The 17,760-nt window shown below is 44.5% G+C and carries 12 protein-coding genes and 1 pseudogene; 6 read left to right on the top strand and 7 right to left on the bottom strand.

Going from position 1 to position 17,760, the window contains the following annotated elements; genetic code table 11:
- The first annotated feature begins 51 nt into the window (after window positions 1-51).
- Window positions 52-684: a hypothetical protein gene (locus HV237_RS12575; protein WP_001567369.1), complete on the top strand. Its 633-nt coding sequence runs from the start codon at window positions 52-54 to the stop codon at window positions 682-684.
- A gap of 28 nt (window positions 685-712) precedes the next feature.
- On the opposite strand, the gene HV237_RS12570 is transcribed toward HV237_RS12575, so the two are convergent.
- A complete protein-coding gene (locus HV237_RS12570) occupies window positions 713-2,116 on the bottom strand; it encodes an ISNCY-like element ISKpn21 family transposase (protein WP_001567368.1) in 1,404 nt (467 codons plus the stop codon).
- A gap of 366 nt (window positions 2,117-2,482) precedes the next feature.
- Here HV237_RS12570 and HV237_RS12565 point away from each other — a divergent pair, with 366 nt between their 5' ends.
- Genes HV237_RS12565 through HV237_RS12550 form a run of 4 tightly spaced genes read left to right on the top strand, consistent with a single transcriptional unit; the run spans window position 2,483 to window position 8,567 of the window.
- The gene (locus tag HV237_RS12565; RefSeq protein WP_223438329.1) at window positions 2,483-3,904 is read left to right on the top strand and encodes a site-specific integrase; all 1,422 of its coding nucleotides are present in this window, start codon (window positions 2,483-2,485) and stop codon (window positions 3,902-3,904) included.
- A complete protein-coding gene (locus HV237_RS12560; RefSeq protein WP_000169430.1) occupies window positions 3,867-5,537 on the top strand; it encodes an integrase in 1,671 nt (556 codons plus the stop codon). The genes HV237_RS12565 and HV237_RS12560 overlap by 38 nt, the downstream gene beginning before the upstream one ends.
- Window positions 5,534-8,071: a hypothetical protein gene (locus tag HV237_RS12555; RefSeq protein ID WP_000211440.1), complete on the top strand. Its 2,538-nt coding sequence runs from the start codon at window positions 5,534-5,536 to the stop codon at window positions 8,069-8,071. Before HV237_RS12560 ends, HV237_RS12555 begins: the two co-directional genes overlap by 4 nt.
- Window positions 8,064-8,567, top strand: a complete 504-nt coding sequence (locus HV237_RS12550; protein ID WP_001140767.1) for a hypothetical protein — start codon at window positions 8,064-8,066, stop codon at window positions 8,565-8,567. Before HV237_RS12555 ends, HV237_RS12550 begins: the two co-directional genes overlap by 8 nt.
- A gap of 173 nt (window positions 8,568-8,740) precedes the next feature.
- Here HV237_RS12550 and HV237_RS12545 read toward each other — a convergent pair whose 3' ends face one another.
- On the bottom strand, window positions 8,741-9,073 hold the full coding sequence (locus HV237_RS12545) for a helix-turn-helix transcriptional regulator (protein ID WP_001542728.1): 333 nt from the start codon (window positions 9,071-9,073) through the stop codon (window positions 8,741-8,743).
- A gap of 96 nt (window positions 9,074-9,169) precedes the next feature.
- On the opposite strand from HV237_RS12545, the gene HV237_RS12540 reads away from it, so the two are divergent.
- Window positions 9,170-9,730 carry a hypothetical protein gene (locus tag HV237_RS12540; RefSeq protein ID WP_001088752.1) on the top strand — a complete coding sequence of 187 codons (561 nt, stop codon included), beginning with the start codon at window positions 9,170-9,172 and terminating at the stop codon, window positions 9,728-9,730.
- Window positions 9,731-10,038: 308 nt separating this feature from the next.
- Here the strand turns inward: HV237_RS12540 and HV237_RS12535 are convergent, their stop codons facing one another.
- The 5 genes and pseudogenes from HV237_RS12535 to HV237_RS12515 form a co-directional block, all read right to left on the bottom strand.
- Window positions 10,039-10,794 (bottom strand): SprT family zinc-dependent metalloprotease, encoded by a 756-nt coding sequence (locus HV237_RS12535; protein WP_001291050.1) that lies wholly within the window; start codon window positions 10,792-10,794, stop codon window positions 10,039-10,041.
- Window positions 10,791-14,075, bottom strand: a pseudogene (locus HV237_RS12530) (type I restriction endonuclease subunit R). Before HV237_RS12530 ends, HV237_RS12535 begins: the two are co-directional and overlap by 4 nt.
- 52 nt (window positions 14,076-14,127) lie before the next feature.
- Window positions 14,128-14,811, bottom strand: coding sequence for a YecA family protein (locus HV237_RS12525; RefSeq protein ID WP_000779017.1), 684 nt, complete (start codon window positions 14,809-14,811; stop codon window positions 14,128-14,130).
- Window positions 14,808-15,992 (bottom strand): restriction endonuclease subunit S, encoded by a 1,185-nt coding sequence (locus HV237_RS12520; protein WP_000248952.1) that lies wholly within the window; start codon window positions 15,990-15,992, stop codon window positions 14,808-14,810. The genes HV237_RS12525 and HV237_RS12520 overlap by 4 nt, the downstream gene beginning before the upstream one ends.
- Complete coding sequence (locus tag HV237_RS12515; RefSeq protein WP_000998254.1) at window positions 15,982-17,505, bottom strand: type I restriction-modification system subunit M; 1,524 nt, start codon at window positions 17,503-17,505, stop codon at window positions 15,982-15,984. The genes HV237_RS12520 and HV237_RS12515 overlap by 11 nt, the downstream gene beginning before the upstream one ends.
- Window positions 17,506-17,760: the final 255 nt, after the last annotated feature.

The following is a 17,760-nucleotide window of genomic DNA, read 5'->3' as shown; positions in this document are numbered from 1 at the left end:
CTCTTTACTGATAGACTTTCCTCCGACTGAAACAACAGGATGATTGAGCCCATGCTTCGATACGAGTTAACGCCGAACAATGCAGGTTTTATACTGTGGGGAGATTCAGAAGCCCTGAATGAATTACATGAACTCATTCATTACATCGTGGATGAAAGCCCACTGATTAAAGTTAAAGACGGATTTATGTTATCCCTTGCCTATGATATTCGTAAAGCACGGGAAGGTAATCGTCGTGTTGAGCAACATCAGTATGATCAACATGATACATATAAGCTTTATGGTGTTGAGCTTTTATGGCCTCTGGTCCTGGTACAGTCCTCAATACTCAGAAACTCAATGGGTTATATTCAGACAGACAAAAACCAGCTGTCTGTCATGTATGCCTTTGAATACCTGATAGAATCAGCATTAACAGAGTCTGAGAGAACAACGTCGAATGATATTATGCTAACAGTAAAATATGCATCAGACTCTGATTTTAATTTCATTGAGGATAATATTGACAGCAGGTGCTGCTATTTTATCAGCCTATCTCCGGAGCAAAGAAAAAAGCAGTTAATCAGTATTGTTCGTTCTTTTCATTCATTATGGGGTAAGTATGCCCGTGAAAAGCAGGACATAAAGATGCTGAACGAAATGAATAATACATCATGGGTCTGGCCGGACAATATCAACTGGTGAGCAACCACTGTCCGGCCAGTGAGTACCATCAGCGGGCTCTTTTACCAAAAATGTCCTCTGAACGTGACTGAAGCTGTTTGAGTGCTTCGAGCATGTCATCATTATCCAGTGAGCGCTGGGATTTCTTCCCTTCCTGCTTTGGCCGTCGTCGGGAAGGGCCATCTCCAGCGGGAATTGACTGAGAGCGCGTGTTATCCCGCTTGCTCTGCACCAGACTGATAAACTCCAGGGTTCGGCCAAGACGCTTGTTATCGACAATCGCGCCCTGGTCGATTTCTGACAGTCGGTCGTAGGTAGAGTAGGGAAGTAGCGTACCGTTCAGGCGCAGCTCTTTTCTGCCATCAGGATAGTGATACACATCGATATATTTACCTATTGCACGGCGACTCAGTTCGCTGTCTTCAATCAGGTACAACATTTTATCATATTGTATCGTCAACGATTTTGAGACTTTACGTTTTTCACGAACAGTGAAAATAAGCCCCAGGTCCTCATCATGTTCTACAGCACGGTGTACGTCAAAATCATGTCGCGGTACTTTGCCAAAACGGCGGTTATAGTCAGCCATATAGGCCTCAGCGAAGTCATTTGCAGCCTCCATTGAACAAATGCCCTGTAACCGCAGCTCTTTGACCAGACGATCCTGTAAAGTGAGGTGAGCTCGTTCTACACGCCCTTTGGCGGGACTGGTTTCTGCACAGATAGTCTGGATGTTCAGTTCATGCATGGCTCGCCCAAACTGAGTATGCCCGTCTCCGCCTGTGGCGTGTTTATTGTTAACACGAAAAACACCGGCTTTATCGCTGTACAGTGCCAGCGGTTTACCATGCTTATCGATATAGCGCCGCGTGGCTTCGAAGTAAGAAAACGTGGACTCCGATTTAACAAACAACAGTTCCATCAGTTTGCTGGTTGCATCATCAACATAGACCAGCGCGGTGCAGGCCGGGCCACGGCCTTCAAACCAGTCGTGATCACAGCCATCTATTTGTATCAGCTCACCAGTACACGGACGCCGGTACCGTGGTTGAGGGATCCTTGCGGCACGTTGTTTACGGGGAACCCATAAGCCAGCCCGCACCATGATGCGCCGGACAGTTTCTTTGCCAAGAAACAGTCCGTGGAGTTCTTCGAGCTTTTCACGCGCCAGAGTCGGACCGAAATCAGCATAACGCGTCTTGATCAGTTCCAGAGCCTGATCTGCGAGCCCGGGTGGCAACTGGCGGTTACCACGCATGCCACATCGTCTGCTGGCCATACCAAGCGGTCCGCCTTCACGGTAACGGGCAAGAAGTCTGCGGCATTGCCTGTCGCTGATACCGAGGTGCTCGGCCGCACGGCGCGTTGTGATGCGACGTTCAATGACGTCCTGTATAATCTTGATCCGGTTGATCTCTTTCAAAGTAAACACTCCTGAGCTTTCTGCGCTCATGATATGCCTCCCGGTAGTTTAAACGGACCAGTGAAGCTTACCATAGCGCGGACATCTGAATTGAGCCACAGGCGGACATTACTATTGAGCCATTACAACATTGGTGCGCATAATGTATATTATGTTAAATATGGTGGGTTTGCTCTTAAGTTCATGAGTCCCTCTCTTTCAGGAACTTACCGATGAATCAGTCAGTTGCCAAAGTTTAGTTGTGGACTTACGATGACTTCATAACACAAAAATTACGGGGCATCCGCTAAGTTCATGGCATATACCATCTTACATTTATCGAGGAACAACCAGAGAACTCATCTCATAGTTGATGATGTGACTACCCTACCGGTCATGTTCGCCACAATTTATGGAATGAATGAACTGAGCAAGAAAAGCCTAGGGACTCAAGAAAACATTTTGTGTTCGCTGCGTTTCTTTTACGTCTATTACTATAAGAAGCATAAACAAACATTTGACTACGATTTCTATCGGTCTGGCTACAATATCTCCTGTTTTATCAGGGAGCTTGATGGCTTCTTTACTTATCTGCTCGGGAAGCAGCACCTGAGTGACGAGACCGACATAATCTCTAACGGGTTTTTACATTCGGCACTCTCCAGAACCAACAAGTCCACCTATGGTAACCACGTCAGAAACGTTGGCCGATTCCTTAAGTATCTCAACTATAGATATATGAATCTGGCATACCAAGATATGTCACCTACTGAAGCTCACCAGATTAACCAGGCGAACCATAGAGATCTCGCTGCCAGAATTAAGGTCTTCAATAGAGTTGAAGTATCCAGGAACGAACCAGCTCACCGATACAAAAGTATCACCAGCCAGCAAAGTATCGAACTAACGAACATGTTAATCCCCTCCACTCCTGAATTTTCAGATATCGAGACCGGCGAACTATTCACGGCCGTGGTTAATCCCCAAAACCCATTCGATTCAGGATTTCAACAATACCGTAACTACCTTATTCACCGGTTAATGTTTAACTATGGCTTACGTGTTGGTGAAGTTCAATTGTTGATGAAGGATTGCGTGGGGCCAACCCTTCCAGACTCACGAGGTAACATTCGTTTCATCCTGATTGTACAAAATCTACCAGATGATGTAGTTGACCCAAGGAAACAACAACCTTCACTCAAGACTGAGCATTCACAGCGACAAATCGAACTAACCGAAGATGACTTCATTATGTTTACCATTTATATGGAGCAATATCGGTCCCCATTATTTGAAGAGAAAAAAATTGTTGACCATGAGTTTGTTTTTATTAAAGGCTCAGGTAGGTTAACTCCATTAACTTACGATGCAATTCGAACATTTTATAAGGAAAAAATTGATCCGGCATTCATTGCCCTATTCCCTCATTATCGTACGAAAAGTAATAAAAATATTAATAATATGGTTAATATAACACCACACGTTGGGCGGCATACTTGGGCTAATATCACTCTTGAGTTTATTTACAATAGTCTCCTGAGTGAATCACTAATACTGGCGCAAGACTATGGTATTCGAGCAAGGATGAATGGAGTACTTGAACCAGCTATTGAACAACTTCGTGCTTTAGGCGGCTGGTCACTGACCAGTAAAGTTCCATTAAGATATGCCAAGCGGTTTATTGAAGTGGTGAGTAACCAGAGCAACTATAAGCGTACGAAACATTCAGATATGCATTTAGCTTCCCCAGAAACAAACATTTCGCAAAGAAAAACCTCCAACTTGCTAGAAGATAATGTTTATGACGAAGACTTCACATTCAAAGATCTATTCAACTGAGAGCGGTATCACCGGGGGTGGTTTTTTTAAAACCCATCCCCTTCACTTTACAAAAGAACAGCTTGAATGGATTGAAAATATTCAGCTCCCTAAACGATTGTTTTTAATAAGTGCAACAGAATTTGATGACCGATATTTATATCTACATGATGATTGGCGTTACAGATTCTCAGGTAATAATTTGGCTATATTATTCTCTACTGGTAAATACTTTTGTGATTTATCACCAGTTTCACTCAAGCTCTTGAAATACTTAACGATCGCGTACATTAATGAGAACTCGGCAAGTGTTGCTGATAAATTTGCTCAGTTTGTCGCAACAACTTTCAAACAAATTGAGGTTATCACTCGCGAAAGCCTTATTGAAAAAATGCAAATGCTAGTTGCGAAGACTGAGCGAAATCACTCAGACAGCAGTCAGTTCTATTACACCCTCTATGCATTACGAAAACTTGATCGTAATGGATTCTTCGAAAGTAAGGATGACAGTGATGAGCTGGAAGATCTATTGCTGGAAGTGCCACGCCCTAGGAACAATAACTGGGCTCGCTACCAAAACCTAGACCTCGTTATACCAGAAGAAGTATGCCTAATGATAGAAAATGGCATTCAACGTTGGGCATCTAAGCTATGTCCAAAAATTGATGTTGAAGAAAATAAAAACATTCATCTGGAAACTGTAAGGAAAACCATTAAAATTGATACATTACGGGACTGCATTATTATTGGCATAGTTTATTACATTGGGGCCAGACCTGTACAGATCGGTAAACTTTCCGGAGGCGATTTTATCGTTGATACCGAGAATAAGTACGGGATGCGTTATTCAGTACTTGTGCCATATGCCAAAAAGTCAAAACTAACTATCGATCGAGTTCGAGTTGCAATTCCGGAAGAACTTGGAAAGTTAATCTTACTGTATAAGTACCTAGTTGGAATTGGTGATACCGACCCGATGTTTTCCATCATAGTATCTTCAATGAAGATGGTGGAAGCGTCATTAAAGAAAATGCTTTTCAGATTTTCACCACAAGAGATTCAGGAGGCAGTAAAAAACGATGATTATCAACTACCTGTATATACCGCAAGCCTCTTTCGTCACAACGTTGGTCACTCAATGGCAATGAGTGGTGCCAGTGCTCCTGAGATAGCTTATATATTGGGACAATCCTCTTATGTTGTTGCAGATCGATACATTGCAGCCACCCCTGAGCTGGCTGATATTCGTGAGGCAGCTTTGGGTCGCAACCCTGTGTTTAAGAACATGATGGCACTCATGTTGACTGGGAATTTAGTTCACAGCAGCGAATGGGAAGGTCGCAATGTTGCAGGGTCAATTGGTGGGCAACTTCATTACCATCTCGGTGGATGTAATTATGAAGAAGACATTTGCCCCTTTGCACAGGGTCGTGGATGTTACGGTTGCCTGTATTTCAAACCATTTATAGATGGAAACCACAAAAAAGTATTTCTTTCGCTGAATGATGAAATCCAAAATGTTCGTGATGTTGCCGATGATGCTGGCATTTTAAATCATCCACTTCTCAAGGAATTAGTGCGGCGGAAAGAGCATGTAAATCAGGTTATGGCTCGCATTGAAATGGCAAAGGCCGGAGGACTATTTAATCGATGACTACACAAATAACAATACGTAATAAACAGGCGGATAATCTTCTTATTTATATAGAGAAATATAAAGCAAAATTTGAAGAGCGTCTTGTTGCCTACAATGCTGTTGGACAACTGGAGTGGAATGCCGGTTCCTGGCGTTTTGGTGAGAAAGGTGTTGCATGGCTTAAAGAAACAAAAGATCGCGGCTTTAAGTGGGACGAAGTTTCTAGTCGTATTAAGGGGCTCTCACAAATGAATATTTCTTCGGAATTTCAGGATTTTATGCGAGCTTATCACATGCATCTGGTGTGTATCATTGGCGGATTACCATCAGGTTCTACACTAGACAAACCATTACAGGTCATGAAGCGCTGGTATTGGGAAATGGTAAATAAAACAGGTCAAACGCATCCAATGTATCTGACTTCCGATATTATTCATGCAGCGATGGAGCGGCATCATGAGAATTCTGACAGTCCTGATAATGTCAGTGACTATTGCGATATTGCAGTAAAGGCCATTGCTTTACTACGTCAATATGATCTTTTCTTAGTTAATATTGAAGTCAAAAATAAGTATCCTTATCGAAATGGTTCTAACAGCACTAAAGAAAGGAAGAAAGCGCAAGAAGCCACCCCTGATCAAACTGATGATGAAAGACTCATATCAATCCGTGCATTTATGTGTGTTATTGAGTTGATCGCTTTAGCTGAGAATAGTTATCAGCGTATCTTTTACAATATGTTGTTACTCACAATTATTTGCGGTTTCCGTTTCCAGGAAATAATGTTGCTGAAAATGACTTCTTTGGTTAAGCGAGAAATTACGGATAAAGATAAACGTCAGCACGCAATAGATCAAGACTGGCCTACTTACAGGTTGGGTATTGAGTATCTTGGTGCAAAAAAGGCTGGATGGCGGATCCATTGGCTGGCGCCAAGCACTTATTCTGTCGTTGAGATGATTTATAAATCTGTTCGAGAATTGACCTCTGGGTTCCGTAAAACGATTCAGGGCTTCAGAGATTCTAATTTCACTAATATGCTCCCAGGTAAGATCGCTGATTTTCCTGATGAATGGATTGAGCAAAATTATCTTGAAGACATCATGTTTAGTGGTTCTGGTGGCTCCAGGAATGATCTTGGAAAGAGTATTCGGAATTCCATTGCGAACTTTAGCGGACATAAACCTAAGGTAATACCCGTTCATAAACAGAAGAACAGCTGGTACTTCACTAAAGAACAGTTGAATGATTATGTCTATCAGCGTTACGCTCAAGCAAAAAACTTTGAGCCTGGGCACCAGTGCATAATTTCAGCCAAAAACAATGGTGACTGGGAACACTTCAATTATGAAGACCTGATGTTCATCATGCCGGAAGGTGCATTTGGAATTGGTAAAGATTTTGTTTCATTGCAACATATTTTCCCACTTGATGAAAACTCAATAGAAGCTTGGTTAGGCGGAACACAAAACCGAAAATCTATCTTTGATCACTTTAATCTTTTTGAAGATGATGGGTCCCGTGTCATTATCAAAAAGCATGTACCGAGACATAACATAAATACATTCTTGGCAATCGCTGGAGTGACGGATCATATTCAGGCCATCCTAATGGGGCGTGTTGATATCACCCAGAATAAACACTATCAGCATCAGGCCGAATCACAGTCCTATCAGACCGCTTCTCTAGCAATCAATATGCTGGAAAAGGCTTATGATGAGAACAATCAAGCTCTCACGAAGAGTTTCCAGCTATCACTCTTTACTACGCAGCAGAAGCCCTGCATTCCGGTCAACCTACCCTCCCCCAGAACTGAGGTTAGCCGCAGAATGGCAGCTCTATCACGGTCTTCCAAGACGGTAAAAAACACAGGTGTTGGAAACGTTAAATTAACAACCTCACTAATGATAAATCCTGAGCTCAATACCGAGCATAATCTGAAGCAGAACATGCAGACTTTTGGTGAAACAACTGCTGAGGTTGTGGACTATATAACTGGCACAATGTCCGATAAGTTTCTGCCTGAACTAAAACGTGCACATGACAAGTTAGTACAACAAAATTTGGCTGATAAGGCGAAATCACTGCTTCAACGCCATGCAAAACTGCATCCTCTTGGATTTGGAGCCTGTACGAGAGATGTAGCTCGCTGGGGTTGTCCTCATGCGCTTAAGTGTCAGTCTGGTCTACCTTGTGGCTACTTCACTCTTACAGGTCGTCTTGGCGAAGCGGAAGAAGCATCACGACGTTTATCAAACAAGCGAAAAGAAATCATTCAACTCCGTAAGTTGACTATAGTGAATCCAGGCTTCATGCTGGCTTTAAAAGAACAGGAAGAAGCTCTCATCGTGCTCGAGGCTCTTGAAGCTGATGCTATAAAGGTTCAAGGCGAGAAAAAACTGGTTTCCCTGTTTTCTGATGATCTGAACAACCCATTATATAAAGTTATTGAGCGAATTAATAAACAAATGCTAATTGGCAAAACCCCAAAAACCCTAGCTGATCTTTTCTTTATTGAACAGAAACGTATAGAGAGAAATAATAATGGCTAAGACCCCACGCAGTCGCAATGCAGACGATAAAGTCATTCAGGGTAAGGAACTTGATGCTTACATCAAAGCCGAGCTACAAGCCATGGTGCAAGAGGGACTGGAAAAATCCCCAATTCAGCCATCCACGTTACATGCCCGTCTTAAAGCCAAAGGAATAGTTAAAGGTGGCATTAGTACCCTCACCTCTCGAAAAATTATCATCAATAATTACAGGCTTCGCCAGCATAACAACTATGAAGATGGTAAACGAGAGTTGACAACAGATGAAAAGGCTAAATTGGCTATGGGGCGAACCGGCGCTGCTTATATAAGTAAGGCAAATCGTCTTGATGCTGAAATTATAGCATTGAAAGCTAAATATGAACGAAATGTACTGGCGCTCGCCGACATCATTGAGTATATCGACAACGCAACTCCTATCAAAGTTGAGGACATGCTTGCAGACGATCTCATTCGAGAACTTGCTGAGCGCAAAAGAAATTCAAGAATGAGCTAATGAGTAAACGCCCTACTCTATTCGTAAAATTAGCGCGCTAATTATCAATACTCCCTCTTCTATGTCCTTTATGTCGAAGGGAGTCTTCCATTCTAATGGCGATTTGGCTCTTTACACCAGTTTAATGCTGCACTTTATTACCTTCTAAAAGATCAATAGCCTTTTGTAGAACATCAGTTGTTACCACCATGTTTTACACCTGAAGACGTTTTGAGTGCTTCGATAAGGTTACTTCGCTCTTCCTCTGTCATTCGGGAGATGAGTAATGCAAGTTCTGCTGTTGTCTGATCATCACAAAAAAAATAGTTCAACGGTACGTTTAACTCTGCCGCCATTCGTCGAAGCGTATCAATATCGGGGACATGGCGTCCTTTCTCATAATGATTCATACGACTGCTAGCCGATGCGGGATCAAAGCCAACAAGGAGACCCAGAGAGCGCTGTGATAAACCCGCCCTGCATCTCGCTTCCTTAAGTCGTTCTGGTATTGGATTTTTTTCAGACACTGATTCATCTTCATTGGCCTCGAATGCTTAGATTGTCTAAGTATCTGTCATTGTTGTATACTTAGCAATCCTAAGTTAACAGCCTTGTTTTGTCATATGAATAGTCGAGTAACCAACCCTGAGTCGTACATATTTTCTGCAATCATCTTAATTGGCAAAGATAACTTCACCAGTAACGAAGTAGCAAAAATTCTTATCGAGCGATTTTCACTTCCGAAAAATTATTTAAAGGCAAAAGCTTTTGCTTATAACCAAATTCAATCCCTGGTTAGAAAAGGATTATTAAACAAAGTAAGAAAAACAGGCGTGTATCAATATTTATACTCAGTCACATCAGAATTTAATATCGCAACAGAATGCGTGGAATTAATTGAGGCAACCCCAAAGTCTTCCTGTCAACTTGTTTCAAGTGCTACCAACCATGAACACAGAAATGTAAATATCCAAATAAAGTCTCTTATTGAAAAATACAGCAGTGAGTTGGCGAAAGTATCAGGAGCAAAGGAGATTTATGAAGAATTGATAGTTGCTGTGCCGAGCAGGGAAAATGAATTCAGGAAGCTTTCTCTTGAACAAGAGAAAAAACACATCAAGATAAATGAAAAAATAAATACATTAATTGGAATTATTAATCAATCTCTTGCAGTAACGCAATGAATTTTAACAAGTATTTGAAGATAAATGGAGTCATGAAAAAGAGAGGGCAAAGCCGAGCCCGCCCTCTCCCTTCATGCACTGACAAGCCTCATTAAAATGAGATTAACAGCGACACCCCTATATGCTAGACGTATATAAATATAATGTCAGCCAGTCCCGGATGCAACTCCTTAATGAAGTTCAGTACTCTCTGTTTATTAGTTACCGAAATGATAGTTGGTTATAGGTTTGTAAAATTCCGCTCGGGATGAAGCAAAGCAAACATTCGGTAAAGGGCTTTTTTATTATCGGTGACCCGTCCTGAATAACTACATATCAGCCAACAGCATCCCGGCTATCCCGTCCAGGCGTTTTTTTACCTTTTCCCAACCCGGCATAACCTGCCCCATCAGCCGGTAAAATTTCTCGCTGTGATTGTGCTCAGCGACATGGCATAACTCATGGAGCAATACATAGTCGATGCATTCCGAGGAAGCCTTTACCAGCCACGGGTTAAGTGTCAGGCAGCCTTTTGCAGAACAGTTTCCCCATTGCGTCTGCATGGCTCGTAAACGTATCGGAGGACGCTCACTTACCCATAAGGTTTGCGGTATCAGTAAATCCAGTCTGCGTTGAAACACATCTCTGGCGCGTTCCCGATACCACTCAACCAGCACCGCCTTAACGCGTTCAGCGGATTTGTGTCTGACGGTGACTTCCAGACGGCCCCGCAACATTTTCACTTTTTGCGTAACAGCAGCATCTTCTGTTACTTTCAACTGGTATTGTTTGCCAAGATAGTAATGGCTTTCGCCACTCACATACTGACGCGGAACGATATGCGTTTGTTGCTCCCTGAAGTCGCGTAGTTGCTGGTATATCCAGCGCCCTCGCTTTTTCAGCGCAGATATCACATCCAGCTCCGGCGTTCCGGGTGGTACAGATGCGACTACCCGGCAGTCCGGATGAACCTTGATAAGTATCCTGCCTTTAACAACCTGCCGTGGTACACACTGAACCACGATGGTTTCATCACCATAAACAAAACGTACAGCATTCATAGATAGTGACTTTTTCTCACTCATGATTTCATCAAACCAACGCGCAGGATCTGTATGATGGTTTCAACGATACGGTTTACCTGGTTCATTCCAGCACCGATCTCTCGACAGGCAGTAAACAGTCGCGGCAACAGGCTTGTCTTAACGGCTTTCTCGATATCCTGAGGATTGAGGGAATTTTCCGCAACCGCTTTGACAATAATAGTGTCCACTTCGAAAGCCAGCTTCGTCCATTTATGCTGAACCTGATCATCGTTTACCGCGAAAACCTCAGGTAGCTCTTTTTTAAATACTCCGTAGTATGCCTGCGCATGTTTGTTTACGGCCAGCGCATCCGGGATGTCGCTGAGTTTGCGGGCTTCCACCTGCGCCTCAAACTCGCGGAAAAGGAGATATTGCTTCAGCGGATGGTCGAACAGTTTTTCAGTCTCTTCAATAACCATACGCAGGAGTTTTGAGAATGCCTCCTGAGCATAGGGATCGTCGCACAGTTCATGTTCAATCATCTTCGTGACGCGGGTTTTAATGATGTCGGTCTCATTGCGGGTTTTGTTGTTATCCCACTCTTCCGGCTTTTCAGTTTTACCCATCTTGCCCACTTCATATACGCCATCCGGTTCACGAACCGCGACACCAGTAACATGCTTATTCAGCAGTTTTTTCACCTGTTCAGCGTAGTCGTCATAATTGACCTGCTCACCACTGACCTGCATCGCCCACTGGCGCAGGCTGGACATCTGTTTTACGGTTTCTTTATAGATATTTCGGTCTTGTTCCGTAAAGCTCTTGTCGGTGAAGAAGGTGGCGGACTGCAGCGCTACTTTCAGGCATCCGGCAAAGGCCGTTAACACCTCGAAGAAATCATCACGGGTTTTCTGATGGATATCGACCATCTCTCCGTCACGTTCTTCCATTTTAGGCACCAGAACTGCACGTAACTGCTCAGTATCATTCTTGTTTTTAACACCGGCAAATATGGCCCACAACTGGTTATACAGATGCGGCAGACGCTTGTATTCAGAGCTCATGGCGCTGTACAGCCCATCAATATCCTTGATGTCATATCCTCCCTGAGTTCGGGAGGCAAGATCCTGATATTTACCGATAGTCGTGTCCAGTTCAGCCAAAATGCCGCGATAATCAATCAGCAGACCAAACTTTTTCAGTGGATGCAGTCGGTTCACCCGGGCAATCGCCTGGATAAGATTATGGGACTTAAGAGGTTTGTCGATATACAGCACGGTATTCTTCGGTTCATCAAACCCGGTGAGCAATTTATCAACGACGATCAACAATTTAAGCTTATCATCGGTATCGAAGCGGCTAATGATATTACGGGTATACACAGACTCATCCTGCGTGCCGACATTATCCTTTCACCATTTCGTCACTTCCGGCAGTTTGCTTTCATCCACCTCGGTGTTCCCTTCCCGGGTATCCGGCGGGCTGATAACGACAGCTGACTCAAACAACCCGGCTTCATCAAGATACTTTTTATATTTGATGGCGGAAATCTTGCTGTCGCAGGCAAGTTGGCCTTTCAGCCCCTCATCAATATTCTTCGAGAAGTGCATGGCGATATCTAATGCAATCAGCCGGATGCGGTCATCTGCACTATAAACCTCACCCTTACGGGCATATTTACGCTTAAGGTCGGCTTTTTGCGCTTCGCTTAACCCATCGGTAATACGATCAAACCATGCATCTATTGCCCGGTCGTTTACCTCAAGATCAGGAATACGTTCCTCGTAAAGCAGAGGCGTCACCGCCTGATCTTCTACCGCTCGCTGCATGGTATAAGCGTGGACAATCGGCCCGAATTTATTGGTGGTCTTATCTTCTTTCAGCAAAGGTGTACCGGTAAATGCCACAAAAGCAGCATTCGGCAGGGCCAGTTTCATACGCACATGGTTTTCGCCACCCTGGCTGCGGTGTCCTTCATCAATCAGTACGATGATGTCGGGGCTGGTATTGACGCATTCAGGAAGTTTTGTCGCTGAATTAAATTTCTGGATCAGGGTGAAGATAATACGTTCTTTACCGGAGCCAATCTGTTCCGCCAACATCTGCCCGGATGTCGCCATTGCATTGGCTTTGTCTTTTTTCCCGACCAACTCGCCGCCGGAAGCAAAGGTACCGCTGAGCTGTTCTTCAAGATCGATACGGTCCGTCACCACCACAATACGACACTGCTTCAGGCTGTCATGAAGAATCAGCGCCTTACTGAGGAACACCATGGTATAAGATTTACCGGAACCCGTGGTATGCCAGATGACACCACCTTCCCTGCCGCCGTCTGATCTACGGGTACTGATGCGTTCCAGTAGTCTTTTAATGCCGAACACCTGCTGATAGCGGGCGACAATCTTCCCGGTCTTTTTATCAAACAGGGTGAAAAAGCGCGTCATCTCCAGCAGACGTTCCGGCGAAAGCAGACTGATGAGCAGTTTGTCCTGTCCACTAACGGCCAGTTCACCCCCGGCGATTAACTGCTGATACCAGTTGAGATCGGCTGACGGACGATGATCAAATAACGCATGAATCTGTTCAGTCGATAACGGATGGTTGCGCAGAGCATACATCTGCGCATCCGTAATATCTTCTTCCCGCCATGCCGCCCAGAATTTCATTGGCGTATGGCAGGTACCGTAGCGACCGTCATGCCCGTTAATCGAAAGCAATAGCTGGCTATAGGCAAACAGCTGCGGGATTTCATCGTTGAACTGGTTGCGGATACTCTGAGATATCCCTTCGTCAATGGTTGGCCCTTTCTTACCGTGACCTGCCGGGCTTTTCGCTTCAATGACTGCCAGCGGGATACCATTCACAAAGCAGACAATATCCGGTCTGCGGGTTTCGACACCGCCTGACCGCAATACCGTAAATTCTTCGGTAAAGTGAAACTGGTTATTTTCCGGATGTTCCCAGTCAATCAGCGCAATGGTGGGGTTCACCTTCTTGCCATCGACAAACTCCGTGACGGCGATACCGTAGAGCAGATGGTTATACATCCGCTCATTGGCTTTCAGCAGTCCTTCATTCAGCGCCGGAGAACAGACCTGCGATATCAGGTTATCCAGCGCCTTTTCCGATAACTGGCAGATTTTGCCACCCGCCATAAAGGAACGCTTCGAAAGCTCTTCACGCAGAACCGGACGCAGCACCACCTCATCCTGTTTATAGCCCCGGTAATCCATAATCTGTTTCGGGGATAAAAACGTCCAGCCGAGGCTGGTCAGTAACGTCAGTGCCGGAATTTTGGCGCTGTATTCTTCCTGGAATTTTGGCGTGTACGTCTGGTTCATCATTAATCCTTTTCTTTCTGGCGCTACTCGCTACTGGTCACATGAAGATTCATCAATGCAGACAGCACTTCTTAAATTTTTTACCGCTGCCACACGGACACGGGTCATTTCGCCCGGGCATGTTTTCTGCCCTCTTCACTGGAACAGGCCGGGATGATGCCTCTGACATTCTCACTGACAACCAGTACTGATAAAGTGCCAGTGCAGCAGGCTGAATAAGGGAAATACTTTTCTCAAACTGCTCTCCGGTCATTTTCTCAAGTACAGGAAAATTCTTCTCCACGCCATGAAGAGCGATCACTTCCAGAGAAGGCCGTAACTCACCGGGAAGACCAGACCAGTCATCCAGTGACTTTCCTTTCATATAACCAAAACACCACTCTTCCACAATGGTATATTTTTCCCCCTTTACCTCACGCTCATTGAAAATCGGCTCAAACAGTTCAGGGGCGTCATAAAGGCAACCAGCGATATCGTTCATATGCTGAAAACACAGACTGACAAAACGCTCCATCTCTCTCTCAGATGACCATTTCGGATGATAATCGCCTCTTCCCCAAATAGCACTCAGCCAGATATTGGGTGAAACCATATTTGGACCTGATAAAATCGCCGTCAGCAATCCATCCAGCTCAGAGAAACAGAGTACAGAATCATCCATTCCATACTTCATTAATATTTCTTCCAGCCAGTCGATTTCCCGGTCAGTCAGTGGACCGCTTTTCGTCAGTTTCATACGGCAACCGCCTCATCCACTTTCACCCGACGTTTCCCGGTCAGCAGTTGCTGCATCAAGGCTTTCTTCTCGTTTTTCAGGCAGGCGAGTTTTTTCTCAAGTGTGGAGATTTCGGTGTCGGCAGCGGACAGAACGGCGGCAATTTTTTGTTGTTCTTCAAAATTGGGCACTGATAATTTTAATGTCTTTATATCATCACTATTAATTGATTCAAATGTGCTACCTTGTGATAGGTAACACCATTTTGGTTCAAACCAAAGAAACCATTGATAAAGAAATGATTGACTCATTTTTCTCTTGGATTTTATAGCCGATATACCACGCCCTATACATGCTTTATGTTGAGAAAGTGCAACAGTACCTACAGGTGCCCTGACACTTAGAAGAATATCTCCAGGAGTACATTCTTTCGTAATGTCAGACGTATAAACTCTGGGACATGAAACTCGGCACTTTATATCGGCATTACCCTGTATTAATGGCAAACCTAAGCCATTATCGTTGTAGGCTTCGGATTTAGGTGATGATCCCATAATAATATGTGCTACTTCAGACAAAGTGCACGTACACCACTCCCCACTAAACCTCACCCCATTCTCATCCAGCAACCGTTTCTTCCCGGTAAGCAATTGCTGAATCAGGGCTTTTTTCTGCTGCTGGCTGTTGGCGAGAAGCTTTTCCGTCACCGAAATCGCCTTATTCCAGGTTGACAGGATTTGGGATATTTTCTTTTGTTCAGCAACAGGCGGGGTAAGCACAAATTGATTATCAATGTCTTTTTTTTGAACATGTAATAATGTTGATTTGAAACCATGAGCCTGCGCTTCAATTTTTTGAGTTATATGCAATAAAGCTAAATACAGCCAGTGTTCATGAACATTTTCATTTGCAAATACCTTGTAGATATGCTGATTCAAAACACCTTTTGGCCCATTCCAAATGAAAGGACCGAAGGATACACCTTTTGTACCTGCCCAAGAAAATAGTAACTGCCCTGGTTCAACTAACCATTTATCCTGAGGAACACCTGAAAAATAGTTATAATTACCGCTTCCATTTAGATTTTGAATTCGAATGATAGGAAGACCTTTTGTATCCCACTCATGTGGCTTAAAACTATTACCATTTTGTAACTTACAGATATCTGACACTTGGAGAAGCATCCACCCCTTAGGCACCATAACCCAACTCCTTCAGATAACCCGCCATCTCCGTTTCCAGTTTCGCCAGTTCCACCTTCAATTGCTCACGCTCAGAACGCACGGCCAGCAAATCAATCTCGTCTTCTTCTTCAAAAGTATCGACATAGCGCGGAATATTGAGGTTGTAATCGTTATCCTGAATCTCCTTCAGGCTGGCGAGATAGGCATATTTCTCGACGTTATCGCCTTCACGATAGGTGTTAACGATCTTCTGGATATTTTCTGCGCTGAGCTGGTTCTGGTTTTTGCCCGCCTTATATTCACGGCTGGCATCGATAAACAGCACCTTGTCATCCACTTTCTGCTTCTTAAAAATCAGAATCGCGGCCGGAATCCCCGTACCGTAGAACAGTTTTTCAGGCAAACCAATCACCGCATCCAGCAGATTTTCATCAATCAGTTTCTGGCGAATCTTACCTTCGCTGGAGCCACGGAACAGCACACCGTGTGGCACGACCACCCCCATACGACCCGTTCCCGGTTTCAGGGTTTCTATCATATGTGAGATAAAGGCGTAATCGCCTTTGGTCTTCGGCGGTACACCACGACGGAAGCGACCAAACTTATCGTTCTCGGCCTCATCATGGCCCCACTTATCCAGACTAAACGGCGGGTTAGCGGTCACGATATCAAACAGCATCAGATCGCCATTTTTATCGAGCAGCTTCGGGTTACGAATGGTATCGCCCCACTCGATTTTATGGTTGTCCTCGCCATGCAGGAACATGTTCATTTTCGCCAGCGACCACGTGGAGCCAATCGCTTCCTGACCGAACAAAGCATAGTTACGGCTGTCATGCCCGGATACAATCTTACGCCCGCACTTCATTAACAACGAACCAGAACCACAGGCCGGATCGCAGATGGTATCACCCGGTTGTGGATCAAGTAGTTCAGCAATCAGGTCCGAGACTTCCGGCGGGGTATAAAATTCCCCGGCTTTCTGCCCACCGCTGGCGGCAAAGTTTTTAATCAGATATTCGTAGGCATTACCGATAACGTCCAGCGTACCTACACGGCTTGGCTTCAGGTTAAGATCTTCACCGGCAAAGTCTTCCAGCAGCTGACGCAGGATGGTGTTCTTCTGTTTTTCTTCACCCAAGCGGTCAGTGTTAAACGAAATATCCTGAAAGACGCTTTTCCCGGCATCTTTCAGTTTGGTGCCGTTGGCTTCTTCAATAGCGTGTAGTGCCTGATCAATACGCTCGCCGTTTCCCGGCTCATAGCGACGCTCGTAAAGAGTATAAAAGCTGGCACTTTTCGGCAGCACAAAACGCTCGTTAGCCATCATCGCTTCAATCAGCTCCGGCGCATCGCCATACTGTTCTTTGTATTCGTCATAGTGATCCTGCCAGACATCCGAAATGTACTTGAGGAACAGCATGGTAAGGATAAAGTCTTTGTAAGTATCAGCACTGATGGTACCACGGAACGTATCGCACGCGGCCCACAGGGCTTTGTTGATCGTGTCCTGACTGATTTTGTCGTTCATGAATCATCCTGGTATGAAGAAAACCATACGATGTGTTGTATTCATCGTAGAAAATTTGGTGCAGATAATACCTTAAGGTGCGTCTTCAGGCACGTCAAAGCCGCATCGTTCGAAGTGGATTTTTCCTGAGGGGAATAGGACTCTTTTTTCCCGTAATGTGGTGGACTGGTTGATGAAACAAACACTAACGCGCGGCTTGGTACTGGATTGACCTGCTCCCCGTGATATCAATACACCCTACCCCAGTGACGCTAA

Source organism: Citrobacter sp. RHBSTW-00570 (assembly GCF_013739755.1).
Classification (GTDB): Bacteria; Pseudomonadota; Gammaproteobacteria; order Enterobacterales; family Enterobacteriaceae; genus Citrobacter; species Citrobacter braakii.
Note: the sequence above shows the minus strand (reverse complement) of the source record. Positions and strands in the feature narration are given on the sequence as shown.